At 69.2% G+C, this 16,504-nt stretch carries 14 protein-coding genes; 8 read left to right on the top strand and 6 right to left on the bottom strand.

Annotated elements, in window-relative coordinates:
* Positions 1–3: 3 nt before the first annotated feature.
* Positions 4–1,131, bottom strand: a complete 1,128-nt coding sequence (locus QMO76_RS22575; RefSeq protein WP_372342045.1) for a septum formation family protein — start codon at positions 1,129–1,131, stop codon at positions 4–6.
* Positions 1,132–1,296: 165 nt separating this feature from the next.
* Positions 1,297–2,874 carry a GMC family oxidoreductase gene (locus tag QMO76_RS22570; protein ID WP_306363316.1) on the bottom strand — a complete coding sequence of 526 codons (1,578 nt, stop codon included), beginning with the start codon at positions 2,872–2,874 and terminating at the stop codon, positions 1,297–1,299.
* A 518-nt stretch (positions 2,875–3,392) separates the two neighbouring features.
* On the opposite strand from QMO76_RS22570, the gene serS reads away from it, so the two are divergent.
* The 6 genes from serS (at position 3,393) to QMO76_RS22540 (ending at position 9,959) form a co-directional block, all read left to right on the top strand.
* Entirely contained in the window at positions 3,393–4,655 is a 1,263-nt protein-coding gene (gene serS, locus QMO76_RS22565; protein ID WP_306363315.1) for a serine--tRNA ligase, read from the top strand.
* A gap of 138 nt (positions 4,656–4,793) precedes the next feature.
* The gene (locus QMO76_RS22560) at positions 4,794–6,611 is read left to right on the top strand and encodes a bifunctional diguanylate cyclase/phosphodiesterase (protein ID WP_306363314.1); all 1,818 of its coding nucleotides are present in this window, start codon (positions 4,794–4,796) and stop codon (positions 6,609–6,611) included.
* Between the two features lie 76 nt (positions 6,612–6,687).
* On the top strand, positions 6,688–8,157 hold the full coding sequence (locus tag QMO76_RS22555) for an MFS transporter (RefSeq protein ID WP_306363313.1): 1,470 nt from the start codon (positions 6,688–6,690) through the stop codon (positions 8,155–8,157).
* Between the two features lie 108 nt (positions 8,158–8,265).
* Positions 8,266–8,475 carry a type II toxin-antitoxin system VapB family antitoxin gene (locus QMO76_RS22550; RefSeq protein ID WP_306363445.1) on the top strand — a complete coding sequence of 70 codons (210 nt, stop codon included), beginning with the start codon at positions 8,266–8,268 and terminating at the stop codon, positions 8,473–8,475.
* Positions 8,472–8,894: a PIN domain nuclease gene (locus QMO76_RS22545; protein WP_306363312.1), complete on the top strand. Its 423-nt coding sequence runs from the start codon at positions 8,472–8,474 to the stop codon at positions 8,892–8,894. Before QMO76_RS22550 ends, QMO76_RS22545 begins: the two co-directional genes overlap by 4 nt.
* A 108-nt stretch (positions 8,895–9,002) precedes the next feature.
* A complete protein-coding gene (locus QMO76_RS22540) occupies positions 9,003–9,959 on the top strand; it encodes a DMT family transporter (RefSeq protein ID WP_306363311.1) in 957 nt (318 codons plus the stop codon).
* Positions 9,960–10,034: 75 nt separating this feature from the next.
* Here QMO76_RS22540 and QMO76_RS22535 read toward each other — a convergent pair whose 3' ends face one another.
* Both QMO76_RS22535 and QMO76_RS22530 read right to left on the bottom strand, forming a co-directional pair.
* Positions 10,035–11,576 carry a Rieske 2Fe-2S domain-containing protein gene (locus QMO76_RS22535; protein ID WP_306363310.1) on the bottom strand — a complete coding sequence of 514 codons (1,542 nt, stop codon included), beginning with the start codon at positions 11,574–11,576 and terminating at the stop codon, positions 10,035–10,037.
* Between the two features lie 44 nt (positions 11,577–11,620).
* The gene (locus tag QMO76_RS22530; RefSeq protein WP_306363309.1) at positions 11,621–12,514 is read right to left on the bottom strand and encodes a hypothetical protein; all 894 of its coding nucleotides are present in this window, start codon (positions 12,512–12,514) and stop codon (positions 11,621–11,623) included.
* A gap of 109 nt (positions 12,515–12,623) precedes the next feature.
* Here QMO76_RS22530 and QMO76_RS22525 point away from each other — a divergent pair, with 109 nt between their 5' ends.
* Positions 12,624–13,367, top strand: coding sequence for a 1-acyl-sn-glycerol-3-phosphate acyltransferase (locus QMO76_RS22525; protein WP_306363308.1), 744 nt, complete (start codon positions 12,624–12,626; stop codon positions 13,365–13,367).
* Between the two features lie 98 nt (positions 13,368–13,465).
* Positions 13,466–14,155, top strand: a complete 690-nt coding sequence (locus QMO76_RS22520) for a protein glxC (RefSeq protein ID WP_306363444.1) — start codon at positions 13,466–13,468, stop codon at positions 14,153–14,155.
* A gap of 2 nt (positions 14,156–14,157) precedes the next feature.
* Here the strand turns inward: QMO76_RS22520 and QMO76_RS22515 are convergent, their stop codons facing one another.
* Together QMO76_RS22515 and QMO76_RS22510 are read right to left on the bottom strand one after the other, a co-directional pair.
* A complete protein-coding gene (locus tag QMO76_RS22515) occupies positions 14,158–14,766 on the bottom strand; it encodes a hypothetical protein (RefSeq protein ID WP_306363307.1) in 609 nt (202 codons plus the stop codon).
* Positions 14,767–14,801: 35 nt separating this feature from the next.
* A complete protein-coding gene (locus tag QMO76_RS22510; RefSeq protein ID WP_306363306.1) occupies positions 14,802–16,481 on the bottom strand; it encodes an ABC transporter family substrate-binding protein in 1,680 nt (559 codons plus the stop codon).
* Between the last annotated feature and the right edge of the window lie 23 nt (positions 16,482–16,504).

Genomic DNA, 16,504 nt, shown 5'->3' with positions numbered 1-16,504 from the left:
CGATCACCGCGGCGGCGGCAGGTTCGGCGGCGGCGCGCCCGGCAGCGGCGGCGGGGTGTAGCGGCCGTTGTTCGGCGGCGGCACGGGGGCCTGTCCGTCGATGAGGATGTCGCCGCGCGCCGAACCGGTGATGGCCGCGAAACCCTCCTGGTCCGAGCCCTTGCCGACCATGCAGTTGAGGCTGCGGCTGCCGGCCAGCCAGCTGCGGGTGTCGAGGAAGTCCCAGAACAGGGTGAGGGTCTTGTTGCGCAGCGCCTCGGGGGAACCGAGGTACGTGGTGGAGTCGGTGGCGCACTGCTCCTCCATGTACTTGTCCTGGTCCTCCTTGCTGGGCGGGCCGCCGGTGAAGTGCGCGCCGAGGTCCACGGTGGAGACGATCTCGAAGGCGTGCGGCTGGGCGCAGTCCACCTGATCGGTGGGCAGGTTGCGGTTGATGCCGATGCAGGCGCCGACCTCGTAGATCTTGGACTGGTTGTTGTCGCGGACGCTGCCGCTGGTGGCGTGCACGGCCGTGCCGGTGCTGGCCGCGGCCTGCAACCCGCAGCGCAGGGTGCGTTCGCCCGCCTGCCAGCCCGCCTCGCCGGGGTTGATCAGGCCCACCACGTACTTGCCGCGCGGGTCGAACTTGCCGCCCAGGTAGCGCTGCGCCGCGGAGACGCAGTGTTCGTCGCGCAGTTCGGAGAAGCGCAGCGAGTCCGGGAAGCGGGATCCGGACCCGAATTCCCGCCCCGGGTACTTGCTCAGATCGACGTCGGCGGTCACCTCGAACAGATGCTTGCTGCCGCAGTCCACCTTCTGCAGGTCGCTGGCATTGGACTTGCTCCAGGTCAGGCAGTCGCCGGTCTTGGCGGTCCCGAAGGCCGCGCCCGCCACCGCACCGGTGGGCTGCGGCCCGGACGGGCTGTGCGCCTCCACCTTCCCGTGGTCGAACCCGCTGACGAACAGCGTCACCAGCGCGGCCACCATCGCCCCGACCGCGACGGCCAGCAGCCCCCACCGCAGCGTCGGCGCGGACAGCGGTCCCCGGTCGACGACGGCGCGCATCGGACCGAGCACCTTGTCGCGGGCGCTCGGCTTCCTGCGCGCGGGCGGCGCGGGCCGCTTGGGTTCCGGGGGCACGTATGCGGACATCGCGCTCCATCATGGCAGCGCGAACCCACCCTTCGCCACGTGCTGTGCCGCCTCTCCGGGACTTCGGCGCGTGGCTCGGGTGCCGCCGACCGTCGTGCACGCGTGCCGACGGGCGGATGCCGAGCCGATTCCGGGCGTACCCGGTGGGTCACCCGCGGGGCTGCGCTACCCCGCGATCAGGTCGGCCGCCTTTTCGCCGATGAGCACCGCCGGGGCGTGGGTGTGGCCGCGGATGATGACCGGCATGACCGAGGCATCGGCGACGCGGAGGCCCTGGATGCCGCGGACGCGGAGTTCGGGGTCGACGACGCCGCTGTCGTCGGCGCTCATGCGGCAGGTGCCGACCGGGTGGTAGAGGGTGTGGGAGTGGTCCTCGAGGCAGCGCCGCAGGATCTCGTCCAGCGGGGTGTCGGCGGGGACGTCGGGTTGCATGAGTTCCCCGATGTGCTGTTTGAGCGCCGGCATGTGTGCCAGTTCGACGCAGGTGCGCAGCCCGGCGAGCAGGGCGGCGCGGTCGAGGCCGTCGGGGTCGGTGCAGTAGCGGGGGTCGATGCGGGGCGCGGTGAACGGGTCGGTGGAGTTCAGGGTGATGGTCCCGCTGCTGGCGGGCCGCAGCAGGATGGCCCCGAGCGTGACGGCGTGCCCCACGGGGTCGATCAGCCCCTCACCGACATACGGCGCGGGGCCGAAGATGAGTTCCAGATCGGGCAGTTCGAGTTCGTCGCGGCTGCGCACGAAGCCGTACGCCTCACCCACATTGGAGGTGAGCATGCCGCGCCGTCGCAGCAGATAGTTCACCAGCTCCGGCACTCGTTCGGCGGTGAAGAGGCTGCCGTCGCGGGTGCGGTAGACAATGGGCGCGACCAGGTGGTCGCGCAGGTTCCGCCCCACCTCGGGACTGTGGTGCACCACCGGAATCCCCAAGTCGGACAGCTGTTCCCGATCGCCGACGCCCGAGAGCAGGAGCAGCTGCGGCGTATTGATCGCACCGCCGCTCAGGATCACCTCGCGTCGCGCGTGCAGCCGCTGCGTCTGCCCGTCGCGGCGGTATTCGACGCCGACGGCCCGGTCGCCCTCGAACAGGATGCGCGTGACCTGCGCGTCGGTGCGCACCTCGAGGCCGCGCCGCCGCATCGCGGGCCGCAGGTAGGCGTCGGCGGTGCTCCATCGCGCGCCCCGCTTCTGGGTCACCATGGTTTCGGAGAACCCTTGTGGCTCATCGGCATTCGCCTGCTCGATGGGGTATCCGGCCTCGGCGGCCGCCCGCAGGAAGTCGCTGGTCAGGGTGCGCGGGCTGCGCTGCCTGGAGATGTGCAGCGGTCCGCCTTCCCCGGGCGCGTCCTGCACCTGCTCCATCCGCCGGAAGTACGGCAGCACCCGCTGAAACGACCAGCCGGGTCCGGCCTCGGCGGCCCAGTCGTCGTAGTCGGCGGCGAACCCGCGCACCCACATCATGGCGTTCATGGCGGAGGAGCCGCCGAGCACCTTGCCGCGCGGCCAGTAGATGCGCCGCCCGCTCAGCGTGGGCTGCGGCTCGGTGCGGTAGTTCCAGTCGTTCGGCCCCTCGAACAGCTTGGCGAACCCGGCCGGAATCCGAATGAACTTGTCCTTGTCGGCCGACCCGGCCTCCAGCACCGCCACCCGCAGCCCGTCCCGCTCACTCAGCCGCGCCGCCAGCGCGGCCCCCGCCGACCCGGCTCCTACGACAATGAAATCCACAGTGTCCTGCACGGATTCGGGCATGGTGACTCCTAGCTGACGCAGCGCCGACGGATCGCGTGCACCCACTATGCGGGACGGCGGGAAACCGTGACGCCCGATTTCACAAGGCTCGGCACAACTGCCCGCGTACGCCCGAATCCCTCCAACGCCCAACCGTCGGCACGCGTACCGGCGATCTTCGGCACACGGTGCGCCACGGATTCGAGGGAGGCGGACAGTTCGCGTGCACGACGATCGGCCGCGCGCCGCGGATTCGTGGGAGGCGGCATGCGGGCGAGGCGGCACAGCCCTCGGCACGATGATCGGCCGTGCGCTGACCGTGGGAGGCGGCATTCGGCGGAGGCGGCACAGTCCTCGCGTGCACGACGGTCCACGGCGCTCGGCCGTGCGCTGAAGTTTCAGGGTGAGGCGCGCAACGTGCGTGCGCGGCCGCCGACGGCGCTCGCGCCGTCTGCCGAGCACCACGCGCGGCGGGCGCGGCGCGCGGGTCCCGGAGAGGCGGCCTGAATTGGGTGGACCCGGCCCTCTACGCTTTACCCATGATCGACCTTCGATTCCTGCGGGAGAATCCCGATGTGGTCCGCGCCTCGCAGCGGGCGCGCGGTGAGGACCCGGCCCTGGTGGATGCCCTGCTGGCGGCCGACGCGGCCCGGCGTGCCGCCGTCGCCGCCGCGGACGGTCTGCGCGCCGAGCAGAAGGCGCTGGGCAAGAAGGTCGGCAAGGCGTCCCCGGACGAGCGGCCCGCGCTGCTGGCGCACGGGCAGGAGCTATCGGCGAAGGTGAAGGAGGCGGAGGCGGCCGAGCACGCCGCCAACGCCGACCTCGAGGCCGCGCAGCGGGCGCTGTCGAATGTGGTGCAGGAGGGCGCGCCCGCGGGCGGCGAGGACGACTACATCGTGCTCGACACCGTCGGCACCCCGCGCGAGTTCGATTTCGAGGTGCGCGATCACCTGGAACTCGGCGAGGCGCTGGGTCTGATCGATATGGAGCGCGGCGCGAAGGTGTCGGGCGCGCGCTTCTACTTCCTCACCGGCTACGGCGCACTGCTGCAGCTCGGCCTGCTCCAGCTGGCCGCGCAGCGGGCCACCGCCAACGGTTTCAGCATGATGATCCCGCCGGTGCTGGTCCGCCCGGAGGTCATGGCTGGCACCGGTTTCCTGGGCCAGCACGCCGCCGAGGTCTACCACCTCCAGGAGGACGACCTGTACCTGGTCGGCACCTCGGAGGTGCCCCTCGCCGGCTACCACCAGGGCGAGATCCTGGATCTGAGCGCGGGCCCGAAGCGCTATGCCGGGTGGTCGTCGTGCTTCCGCCGCGAGGCGGGCAGCTACGGCAAGGACACCCGCGGCATCATCCGCGTGCACCAGTTCGACAAGGTGGAGATGTTCGTCTACGCCAAGCCGGAGGACGCGGACGCCGAGCACAAGCGGCTGCTGGCCTGGGAACAGGAAATGCTGGCCGCCATCGAGGTGCCGTACCGCGTGATCGACGTGGCGGCCGGTGATCTGGGCAGCTCGGCCGCGCGCAAATACGACTGCGAGGCGTGGGTGCCGAGCCAGGGCACCTATCGCGAACTCACCTCGACCTCGAACTGCACGACTTTCCAGGCGCGGCGGCTGAATGTGCGCTACCGCGACGAGAACAACAAGCCGCAGATCGCCGCCACTCTGAACGGCACCCTGGCGACCACGCGCTGGATCGTCGCGATTCTGGAGAACCATCAGCAGGCCGATGGTTCGGTCCGCGTTCCCGCCGCCTTGGTCCCGTTCGTCGGAACCGAGTTGCTGAAGCCGTCGCGCTGATCAGCCGAACTCGCGCGGTAACCACCGGTTCGCGCCTCCGCGTGTCGATTCGGCCGGTTGTGTCTACCACAGGTCACGACTGTGTCTAGGCTATGCACCGTGCGAGGAATCGGGTCTCGCGGCGATACCCGAACGCGGGTGCGGACCGCATCGGCGCTGGCGACAGCGATGGTCATGGCTCGGACCACCGGGGCGTTCTACGTCATGGGCGGGGTCCTGGGTCTGATGATCACTGCCATCGCTCCCGGTGACGAGGGCAATCGGCCGCTGGTGGGTACCGCGGCGTTCATGGCGCTGCTGCTGGGAATCAGTCTGCTCATCTGGGGTCCGCGGATGCCGCATTCCGCGCATCACGTGTACGTGGGTGTGGCGACGGTGCTGGTGACCGTTGCGGTGCACTGGTTTCCGAATACCGTCGGCGCTATCACCTTGGCGGCGTTCTATGTTTTCGTCGCCTGCGATGCCGCCATCTTCTTCAGCTGGCGCTGGCTGGCCGCGCATCTGACCTTCGCGGTGGTGGCCTGCCTGTGGGTGGTGCCCTCGCGCGGGCTGCCGTGGTGGTCCGGTCTCATTCCGGCGGGCATCACGGTGGGTGTCGGCATCGTGGTCGGCATCCTCACCCGGATGGCCGCCGACGCCGATATCGACGTGCTGACGGGTCTGCTGAATCGGCGCGGCTTCGATCGCGCGCTGAATGTGGCCATCGCGCAGGCGGGCCGCACCGGTCAGGGACTGGCGCTGGTGCTGGTGGACCTCGACCGCTTCCAGAAGATCAATGACCATCTCGGGCATCGCGCCGGTGACGCGGTGCTGCAACGCGTGGGCGACACCTGGTCCAAACTGCTGACCCCCGATCAGCGGCTGGCCCGCTACGGCGGTGACGCGTTCGCGCTGCTGCTGCCGAATACCACCGAGCAGGCCGCGATTCTGCTCACCGAGCAGCTGCGGGCGGCGGTGACCACCGGCTGTTCGGCGGGCGTCACCTCCTGGCAGCCGGGCGAGTCCGGGTCGCTGCTGGTGAGCCGCGCGGATGTGGGCCTGTACCGGGCCAAGCAGGCGGGCCGCAATCGCACGGTGCTGGAGTCCTCACGGCAGCTGCCGCTGGCGGTGGAGCTGCGCGAGGCCATCGACCGCGGCGCGCTGGACGTGCAGTACCAGCCGATAGTCACCCTGGGTGAGGGCGGCGCGAAAGCCGTTGGCGTGGAAGCGCTGCTGCGCTGGTCGTCGCACGCGCAGCCGGAGGTCACCACCGAGGGCCTGATCCGGGTGGCGGAGGAGTACGACCTCATCTCCGATCTGGACGAGCTGGTGCTGCGCCGGGCGTGCGCGGACGCGGCGCGGTTGCAGGAGACCTTCGCGCAGCTGGACCTGACGCTGAACGTGAATGTGAGCGGCCTGGAGTTGACGCAGGGCGAGTACGCGGAGCGGGTGTCCGGGATTCTCGCCGATACCGGCTGGCCCGCCGATCAACTGGTGCTCGAGGTGACCGAGAGCGAATTGGCCGCCGAATCCGAGACGGCCATCGCGAATCTGCACGCGTTGCGCGATCGCGGCGTGCGGATCGCCATCGACGATTTCGGTACCGGCTATTCGTCGTTGAGCCGCCTGGCCACGCTGCCCAGCGACATTCTCAAGGTGGACCAGTCCTTCGTGGCCGCCATCCGCTCCGATTCGCCCGCGCCGCCGCTGCTGGGCGTGATCGCGGCGCTGAGCAAGTCGCTGGACCTCCAGGTGATCGCCGAGGGCGTGGAGACCGAGTATCAGGCGGCGGTGCTGACCGAGCTCGGTTTCGCGTTGGCGCAGGGGTATCACTACAGCGATTCGCAGCCGGTGGCCGAGCTCATCAATGATCTGAACGAGCGCAACGGACTGGTCGGCGCGGGCGTGGAGCCCGGCAACGGCTGGGTGCCGGTGGATAATCCGCTTGACGAAGGCGTGGGCGGCGGGCAACGCTGAGCACATGCGTTTGCTCGTATATGCCTGTTGAGTTGTCGGCTCAGCGCGTACCGGTGGCCCGGGTTCCGGACTCGCGGTGCGCGCGGTGTTGTTCTGCGGCTCCGCCGATCTCATTCCGCTCTATGCGTTCTACGCCCTGATCTTCGCTGATCACGGGCTGTCCACCGCGCAGATCTCCGGGCTGCTGGCCATCTGGTCGGCGACCGCCTTCCTGCTGGAGGTGCCCTCGGGCGCGTGGGCCGACACGGTGTCGCGCCGGGGTCTGCTGCTCGTCGGCGGTGTGCTGCTGGTGGCCGGTTTCGGCACGTGGACGCTGTTCCCGTCGTATCTCGGTTTCGCCTTGGGCTTCGTTCTGTGGGGCACCGCGGGCGCGCTGCAGTCGGGAACCTTCGAGGCCCTCGTCTACGACGAACTCGCCGCCCGCGGCGAGACCGCCGACTACGCCCGCATCATGGGCTACACCCGCGCCGCCTCCGAGGCCGCCGCCCTGCTGGGCATCCTGGCCGCCGCCCCGCTCTACGCCTGGGGCGGCTACGCCCTGGTCGGTTGGGCCAGCGTCGCCATCGCGGCCCTGCACACCGCCCTGGCCCTCACCCTCCCCGCCGCCCCGAGAACCGTCACCACCGAGGCGGCCCAGGAGTTGGCGGACGCGGACGAACCCGCCCCACCGCACCCGCACGCCGGCGACTCCGGCAGCGCGCCGCACCACCGCATGCAGTCCGTGGCCGGGACGGCCGGGGAATCCACTGCCGGGACGGTCGCGGAATCCACTGCCGGGCCGGTCGCGAAATCCACTGCCGGGACGGTCGCGAAATCCGCCGCCGGGACGGTCGCGGAATCCACTGCCGGGACGGCCGGAATCTCCGATGCCGGGAAGCTCTCGGCCGCACCCGGATCGGTCCTCGGCCGCTACGTATTCATGCTCCGCGCCGGTCTGGGCGAGGCGGTGCGGATCCGGCCGGTGCGTCACGCGCTGTTCCTGGGCGCGCTGCTCTACGGCATGACCGCGTTCGACGAGTACTTCGCCCTGCTCGCCGACGATGCGGGCGTACCCCCGTGGGCCACGGCGCTACTGGTCGGCCTCACGGTGACCGGCGCTCTCCTCGGCTCCACCCTCGCGGGTCGCACCGAGGCAATGCGCGCCCGCACCATGGCCACCGCCTTGGCGGTCGGTGGTGTCCTGTTCATCGGCGGCGCGCTGCTGCCGGGTGCGGCCGCGCACCGACCCGAGGCGGTGTACCCGTTGACCATCGCGGGTTTCACCGCCATCGGCATCGCGTACGGCATCGTCTACAACGCGGGCGTGGTGGCGGCCGCCCGCCTCCAGGACGCCATCGAGGGTCCGGCCCGAGCGACGGTGACCTCGGTATCGGGCCTGCTGGAGGAGGTCTTCTCGCTGGCCGTCTTCGGCTTCGTGGCCCTGGCCTCCAGCCGGCTCCCGATCCCGCCCACCGTCGCCCTGCTCGGTGTCCCGATCCTCGTCACCGCGCTACTCGTCCCCGCCTGGCTCCCCCCGCGCGTGAGCGAACCGCACGATGTCCGATGACGAAGCATGTCCCGACGGTCGACGGCAGTAATTCGGGGTGGTCGGTCGTCTACGGTGAATCCAAAGGTCCCGAAGATACACTCGATATATATTGCGGAGGTGGTGGCCATGAAAACGGTGATCGATCTCGATCCGGACCTGACCAAGAGGGCAGCCGCCGTGCTGGGTACGAAGACGAAGAAGGACACGATCCACGGCGCACTGGCCGCGGTGATCGAGGCTGCGGAACAGAAGGCTGAACGTCGTCGCCGCCTGCTGAACAGCGCGGGCGGTCCCGACCTCGGAGACGCGTCGGTCATGGCGAGCGCCTGGGAGTGACCGATCTCTACCTGATCGACAAGAGTGCGCTCGCCCGGGTGCCGAGACATGCGACGGTGATGGGGGCATTGCAGTCCCTCGACGAGCGGGGCACGCTCGCCACCAGTCCGGTCGTCGATCTCGAAATCGGATTCAGCGCCAGGAATCTCGCCGAGTTCGATTCCGTCGATGCCGATCGCCGTGCGCTGTACCGCGAACTCGCGCTGAACCACTCGATTACCAATCGGGCGCGGTGGGTCCAGCGTGAGCTTGTCGTACGTGGTCACCATCGCGCGGTGGGCATCGCTGATCTCCTTATAGCCGCGACGGCGGAGTTTCATCGGGCGGTCGTCGTTCATTACGATCGCGACTTCGATCTGATCGCCGAGGTGACCGGGCAATCGGTTCAGTGGATCGTTCCGGCGGGTTCGGTGCCGTAGCCGTGGAGCCGCGAATCGTCGGCCTCCGACAATCCCTGCCTCCTCGGTACCGATAGGACGTGTCATCCACCAACTATTGTCCCGGGCTTTGCGGGCACAATCGGGCGAATGGCGATGCGGCGGCGGATCGGGTTGGTGTTCGGGGGTTGTATCGGCGCGGCGGTGGCGGGGCAGGCGCGGATCAATGGGGAGCTGGGGGAGCGGTTGGGGGACGGGATCGCCGCCGCGGTGATCAGTTTCGGGACGGGGCTGGCGGTGCTCGGGGTGGCGTTCGCGGTGAGCGGTCGGCTGCGGGCGGGTGTCGGGGAGGTGCGGTGGGCGCTGGCGAGCGGCGGGCTGCGGTGGTGGCAGCTGCTGGGTGGACTGTGCGGGGCGTTCTTCGTGGCGTGCCAGGGGCTCACGGTGACCGCCATCGGGGTCACGGCCTTCACGGTGGCGGTGGTGGCGGGGCAGTTGGTGAGCAGTCTGGTGGTGGACCGCTTCGGGGTGGGTCCCGCCGGGCGCACCCCGGTGACCGCGCTGCGGGCCGCGGGTGCGGGATTGGCGCTGGCGGCGGTGCTGCTGTCGGTGGCGGGACGCCACGGCGGGGCCGATGGCGGGCTGTCGGTGCCGGAATCCCTACGTGGCGGCCCGCACCTGCTGCTGATCGCGCTGCCGCTGCTGGCCGGTTTCGGCGTGGCCTGGCAGCAGGCGGTGAACGGACGGGTGGGGGCCGTGGGCGGACCGCCGACGGCGACGCTGGCGAATTTCCTGACCGGCACCGCCGGGCTGGTCGTCGTCGAAGCGGTGCTGCTGGCCGGAACCGGTTGGCCCACCGGGTTTCCCGCCGAGCCGTGGTTGTACGTCGGCGGCGTGATCGGCGTCGCCTTCATCGCGCTGGCCGTGTTGGTGGTGCGCTGGATCGGCGTTCTGCTGCTCGGCCTCACCTCGGTGGCCGGACAGCTGCTCATGTCGCTGGTCCTGGACGTGGCGGTCCCCACCGGCCCCGGCCTGTCCGCCACCGCCGTCCTGGGCTGCGCCCTCACCTTCGTCGCCGTCATCCTCGCGGCGCGCACCCGCCCGTGACGAGGACCGTTCGGGCAGGGGGAACCGGTGGCGGCATCGTGCGAGTAGGCCCCGCCACCATTTCCCCCGCGCGAATCAGAGCTTGCGGGAACGGAGTTCGTGGCCCTTGGAGGTTTTGCAGCGGCCGGATTCGAGGTCCCACTGCCAGCCGTGCAGGTTGCAGGTGAGGGTGTTGCCTTCGACCACACCGAATTTCGACAGGTCGGCCTTCAGATGGGGGCAGCGGCGCTGTACCTCCCAGCCGTCGAGTTCGGTGGAGGCGGAGTCGTCGTGCGCTTCGGCGAACCAGCCGTCGGCGTAGGCGATGCGCTCATCGGTGAGGCATTTGAAGAACGTGTAGAGGAATTCGTTGTAGCCGCCGATGCGCCAGGTGGTGAAGCGCGTCGACAGGAAGATGGTGTTCACCCAGTCGGGTTCGTTGTCGCGCAGCACGGTGCGCACCAGCCGCGGGTCGATGCGGAAGCCGTAGCGGTGCTTGCCTTCTCCCTCGATGGGCGCACGCACGATGCGCTGGGGGAAGTCCAGCACCACGGTCTCCTCGCCCATGACCAGGCTGACCGGGTAGCCGATGCCGTCGCAGATGAGGTCGCTCTGCGCCATGATCGGCTCGAAGAGTTCCTTCAGCTGCGGTAGCAGCGGCTCGTCTCCCGTTGCCCAGGAAGCCTTTTCGGCCGCCAGCACGGGAGCCATGCGCTGGGCCATGTCCTCGATGTAGGCGGCCTTGTCGCCGTAGATGGTCTCCGGCGACACCGGGTGCGAGAGCTCGAGCAGATCCTTGCCGCGCAGGTCCACGGTGGAGCCCGGGATCATGAGGATCCCGCCCTTGTTGCCGTGGATCTCCATCTGCTCCAGGAACACCATCTGGTCCGGGAAGATATTGCCCTCGTCGCCGCGGTCGTCGTTGAGGTAGCGCAGCTCGTCGTCGAGGAAGACCGGCGGCCCGGCCGAGGGCACCACCCAGGTCGCGCCGACCTGTTCGATGTAGGAGCGGGCCCGGTCCATGCCGCGCTGCCGCTTCTGCTTGCCGAAATTGGCTTTGGTGCGGCTCGGGATGTCGTAGACCATCGGGTACCAGATGGCCCCGGAGTACTGGAGCAGGTGGATGTCCACATGCCCGAACTGCTCGTGCAGCACGTCCATGTCGACGGGCCGGGCGTCGTTCATGTTGAAGCAGACGGTCTCGCCGTCGGAGACGACCAGGCCGGAGTCGCCGATGGGTCCGTCGGCGGGCGCGCGCAGCGCGATGATCATGACATCCAGCTCACCGCCGTTCGGGCCGGTGACGGTGTGCTTGACCGAGTCCTCGGTCTCCACGAACTTGTGGAATCCGAGCTTCTCGAGTTCGCGTTTCAGATCCGGCACCGGGTAGTCGGGCAGCAGGACGGTGGCGTCCTTGTTGACCTTGTCGGTGAGGTGCTCGGCGTCGAAGTGGTCGCGGTGCAGGTGTGAGACGTAGAGGAAATCGCAGTTGCCCAGTTCGTCCCAGTCCAGCCGGGTGTTGTCGGGAAACGGGAACCACGATCCGAAGTACGCCGGGTTCACCCATGGATCGCAGAGGATCGTCCCCGCCGCGGTTCGGATGTGGAATCCGGCGTGTCCGACGCTGGTGATCTGCACGAGCTTCTTCCTCCCTGACCGTTACCAGCCACCCAGCGTACTGGTTAGGGAGAAACGTCGCCGATGCAGTAACCCTCGTCGCCGGACTTCAGGGTGAATGTCCGTTTCTGCTGTACACCGGCCGCATTGGTGACCGGTACGGACACCGTGATGTAGCCGCCGTCGGGCCATGCGGACTCGATGGACTGGTCTATGAAGGACGTCACGCCGGTGAGCTGTCCGGGGTTGAGCGCCAGCGGCGGCGTCGTGGCCCGACCGGTCTGCTCCGGATCCCAGCTGCCCGGCGTGGCGGCGCAGACCAGCGGGTGCGTGCCCTCCTGATCCTCGCGGGCGAGGGGCTCGCCGGTGAACCGCGCCAGGTAGCGGCGCACGGTGTGCCGCGCGTCCGCACCGTTGAATCCGAGTTCGTTGTCGAATCCGAGGTCGTTGCCGCTGCGGTAGACGCGCGGACACGCGTAATCGGTGGCGAGGGTGCGATCCGAGGCCACCACCGTGACGGCCGCGCCGCTCCAGATCACCCCGGATTCGCCACGCACCGGCGGGTTCTCCAACGCCGCGAGAATCGGTTCCGGCTCGGCGTACATGGCCGCCACATTCGACGGCGCGATGGTCCAGCACTTCTCCGTGAGCGCGTCGATGTCCCCGGCTCGCAGATCCGCCACCCACGCCCCGACGGCCGCGGTGTCGCCGGAATTCTCCGCCGGGGTATTCCCGGGCGTGTCGCCGCTGGTCGTCGTGGTGGCGGCGGTCGTGGTGGTGACCCGCGTCGGGTCGGCGGGCGCCGGATCGTCGCCCGGTATGCCCGAGACGGAATCGCAGCCCGCGAGCACGGCCGCCGACACCACCGCTGCGGCGCCGAACAGGATGCGCCGCCGCGTCGCGACGTCCGGCAGCCCCCGGCGGCCATGGTCACGCGGCGCTGTCTGGGCGTTTCCCACTCCTGCGAACCTCTTTCGTGTCCCCGCGGCCGCTTTGGTGTCACAGCCGACGATCGATGTTGCCTGGGTCACTGGTACCAGCTCCGGCAGCGACTACGCTAGCTGAACTGTGGAACCCGTCTACTTCCCGATCATCGGGCTGGCCCGCACCGTGTTCGCGCTGCAGGGCCTGAAGTTCACCGTCACCGGCGACGAGCACATTCCCGCCGAGGGCGGTGCGGTCATCGCCATCAACCACACCGGCTACATGGATTTCACCTACGCCGGGTTGCCCGCGCGCACCGCCAAGCGCTACATCCGGTTCATGGCGAAGAAGGAAGTCTTCGACAATTCCATCTCCGGGCCGATCATGCGGGCGCTCAAGCACATTCCGGTGGACCGGTCGGCGGGCGCGGATTCCTACCAGGAGGCGGTGCAGCGGCTGCGGGCCGGAGAGCTGGTCGGCGTCTACCCGGAGGCCACCATCTCCCGCAGTTTCGAGATCAAGGACTTCAAGTCGGGTGCGGCGCGCATGGCCATCGAGGCCGGGGTGCCGATCATCCCGATCGTGATCTGGGGTGCGCAGCGGGTGTGGACCAAGGGGTTCCCGAAGCGTTTGGGCCGCACCAACACTCCCATCTCCATCAAGGTCGGTGCGCCCATCGCGCCGTTCGAACCCGCCGCGGAGCTGACCGCCACGCTGCGCTCGACCATGCAGGACATGCTGCTCGACGTGCAGCGGGATTATGTGCACGAGCCCGGCGCGTACTGGGTGCCCGCCCGATTGGGCGGCAGCGCACCGACTCTCGAAGAGGCGAACGCGATGGACGCCGCGGAAGCCGCCGAGAAGGCCGCCCGCCGCACCCAGCAGTAGCCCGGACCGCCCTCCCCTTCGCCGCCCGAGGGGACGGGCTCGCCGTCGTTGTCGAAGCGGAAGGTGTATGTGGGGCGGCAACAGTGAACACCGTTGTCATGGATCCGGCCGACACCACCCTCGATCTCGCCACGCTCGGCACGCGGGCGGTCAACGCCCTGCTCATGTCACCGAACGCACCCCGGGGCGTGCTGGTCGCCAACCCGGGCGGCGCGCACGCCCTGGCCTGCGGCCTGTACCGCGATATGGCCGTCACCATCGACGGCCCCGTCGGTTACTACTGCGCGGGCATGAACCAGCGCGCCGCCATCACCGTCAACGGCGACGCCGATGTCGGCGTGGCCGAGAACATGATGTCGGGCCTGGTCCGGGTGCGCGGCGACGCCGCCCAGTCGGCGGGCGCGACCGCACACGGCGGCCTGCTGGTCATCGAGGGCAATGCCGGGCCGCGCTGCGGCTTCTCGATGAAGGGCGTCGACATCGTGGTCGGCGGCGACAGCGGCCCGATGAGCGCGCTCATGGCGCAGGCGGGACGCCTGGTGGTGTGCGGCGACGTCGGCGACGCCCTGGGCGAATCACTCTACGACGCCCGCGTCTACGTCCGCGGCGACGTCGCCTCTCTCGGCGCCGCCTGCGTCCGCAAACCCATGCGCCCCGAACACCTCACCGAACTGCGCGAACTCCTGCACGCCGCCGGATTCCCGCACGACCCGGCCGAATTCACCCGCTACGGCTCCACCCGCCAACCCCCCTGGCCCCACGTCCCACCCCGCCCCGACCCGCACTGACCTCAACTCGGATCCGACCCCCGCACCGCACTCAGCCAGGTGACCGTCGTCCCCGCCACCACCGTGACCGCCACGAACGCCAGCGTCCCGCCGCCCGCCACGTACACCCAGAACAGCCCGACGAACGGAGCCACCACGGCCGGCTGGGCGTCGAGCAGCAGGCGGCGACGCCAGCGAGCGGCGGTGGCGGCGAGTTCGCCGCCGTCCGGGTCCGGCCGCGAGGGATTGTCGACGAGCCGCCCCACCGGCTCCGAATTCCGGCTCCGGCCAGCGGGATACACCCGCAGCTCGCCGAGACGGATGGCCCGTCCGTCCATTCCGACGCGGGTGGGTGTCAGTGTCATCAGCGCCGGATCGAAATAGACGGGCACCCACAGTGTTCGCCCATCCGTGGTGCACTCCAACCACGACCGGCTCACCAGCCGGAACTGCTGCCGAATCCGCCGGGCGGTCATTCCGGCACCGATCCCGGCCGTGCTGCGCAGCGCGTAGCCGACCCGGAATCCGGTGTAGCCCAGGATGATCAGCACCAACGCCGCCAGCAGTCCACGCAGCTCCATATCGCCGAACGGCGCCCAGGCGAAGCACATCGCCAGGGCGCCGATCGTCACGACTACCGGATAGGCCAGCGGATGGCCCCGGAACCTCACTTCAAGAAGCCGATTTTCGTGTAGTCGTAGGAGGCCAGGCCTGCGGCACCGTAATTGGCGAGGTTGTCGCGCACCGCGACATTGCCCGGCGACTGCCACAGCGGCAGCGAATGACCCTCCTCGAAGACCATCCGGTCGACCTGGTTGGCCAGTTCGACGGCCTTCTCCGGATCGAGTTCCGACAGAGTCTGTTCGATCAGATCGTTGAGTTCGGGGGAGCCGATGCGACCGTAGTTGCCCTGCAGGTTGCCCGGGTAATACCCGTAGATCTGGGGCAGACTGCTGAACGGGAACGGATCGCCCACCCAAGCCCATTGGCCGACGTCGAAATTGCCCGGCTGGATCACATCGGTGAAGAAGCCCTGGCCGGGTTTGGTGTCGATGGTGAGTTTGACGCCGACGGCGGCGAGGTTCTGCTGGATGATCTGTGCCACCTGCACCCAGGTGTCGGAGTTGTACATGACATCGCGGATTTCCAGGATGCGGCCGTCCTTCTCCCGGAATTCGCCGTTGAGCTTCCACCCGAGCGCGTCGAGCTCCTGGGCCGCGGCGGCCGGATCGAAGGGGAGGGCGTTGTCCTGGTAGCCCTTCTGACCCACCAGGTAGACGTGGTTGTCGAGCGGCTTGGGGTTCTCCACGAGCCCGTTGAGAATGGCCGTCGCGATGCCTTGGCGGTCGATCGCCTTGGAGATCGCCACCCGCAGTTCCGGATCTTCCAGGATCGAGCCGGGCGCGCCGTTGAAGGTGAGGTGGGTCCAGGAATTGCCCGGTGCCCGGCGGATCGCCACTCCCGGGGTGCTCTGCGCGGTCTTGAGTTCATCCCGGTCGGCGATGCCCGTCGCGTCGATCTCGTTGTTCTGCAACGCGGGCAGCCGCGCCGCACTGTCGAGCACGCTGAAGGTGATGGTGTCGAGCTTGGGCTTGTCACCCCACCAGGCGGGATTGTGGTCCAGGACGATGCGTTTGACGGCGCGGTCGACGGACTGCACCTTGAACGGTCCGGCGGTGAGGGTGATGCCGTCCACGAGGCTCTTGTTGAACGCCTCCGGCGTTTCGGTGACCGACTTCGGGTACAGGAAGCTGTTGCCCGCGAGCTGACCCTTCCACTCGCCGTAGTGCTTGGCGAAGGTGATGACGGCCTGGCGGTCGTCCACGCCGCGCTCGACCTTCTCGACGCGATCGAAGCCATTGGGCGCGGCGATCAGGAACTCGGTGTTCCTGCCGCTCATGGCCTCGGCCTGGGAGCGGATGTCCTCCCAGGTGATGGGGCTGCCGTCGGACCAGACCGCCTCGGGGTTGATGGTGTAGGTAACCTGCTGCGGTTCGGTGCTCGTCAACTCGACGCTGGTGAAGTAGTCGGTGTTGACCGAAAGTTCGCCCGCCGCATCGGTGTGGAAGGCGCGCGGCATCATCGGCCGCAGGATGCCCGCGATCTCGGCATCGTTGCCGTCGTTGGACAGCGCGTTCCAGTTCTCCGGGATGGCGCTCACCGCGAGCCGCAGGTTGCCCCCGTCGCGCAGGTCGCTCACCGGGCGCGGATTGATGTCGTTGGTGGTGCCGAGTTCGGCGACCGCCCCTTCGGGCGCGCTGTCGTCGCCGCCCGCACAGCCGGTGGCCGCCACGGCGACGGCCACCAGGGGTACCGCGAGACGCAAGCCTATCGAGCGCAACCGCATCGATCGCTCCTTCTGTTGGGAGA

This window comes from Nocardia sp. CC227C (assembly GCF_030767025.1).
GTDB lineage: Bacteria > Actinomycetota > Actinomycetes > Mycobacteriales > Mycobacteriaceae > Nocardia.
This window is presented reverse-complemented; position numbering and strand designations above follow the sequence as displayed.

Coding starts and splice junctions, on each gene's coding strand:
- QMO76_RS22540 (WP_306363311.1), top strand. CDS start 9,003: ATGGCGATGCGGCGGCGGATCGGGTTGGTGTTCGGGGGTTGTATCGGC.
- QMO76_RS22520 (WP_306363444.1), top strand. CDS start 13,466: ATGGATCCGGCCGACACCACCCTCGATCTCGCCACGCTCGGCACGCGG.
- serS (WP_306363315.1), top strand. CDS start 3,393: ATGATCGACCTTCGATTCCTGCGGGAGAATCCCGATGTGGTCCGCGCC.
- QMO76_RS22550 (WP_306363445.1), top strand. CDS start 8,266: ATGAAAACGGTGATCGATCTCGATCCGGACCTGACCAAGAGGGCAGCC.
- QMO76_RS22575 (WP_372342045.1), bottom strand. CDS start 1,131: ATGTCCGCATACGTGCCCCCGGAACCCAAGCGGCCCGCGCCGCCCGCG.
- QMO76_RS22510 (WP_306363306.1), bottom strand. CDS start 16,481: ATGCGGTTGCGCTCGATAGGCTTGCGTCTCGCGGTACCCCTGGTGGCC.
- QMO76_RS22570 (WP_306363316.1), bottom strand. CDS start 2,874: ATGCCCGAATCCGTGCAGGACACTGTGGATTTCATTGTCGTAGGAGCC.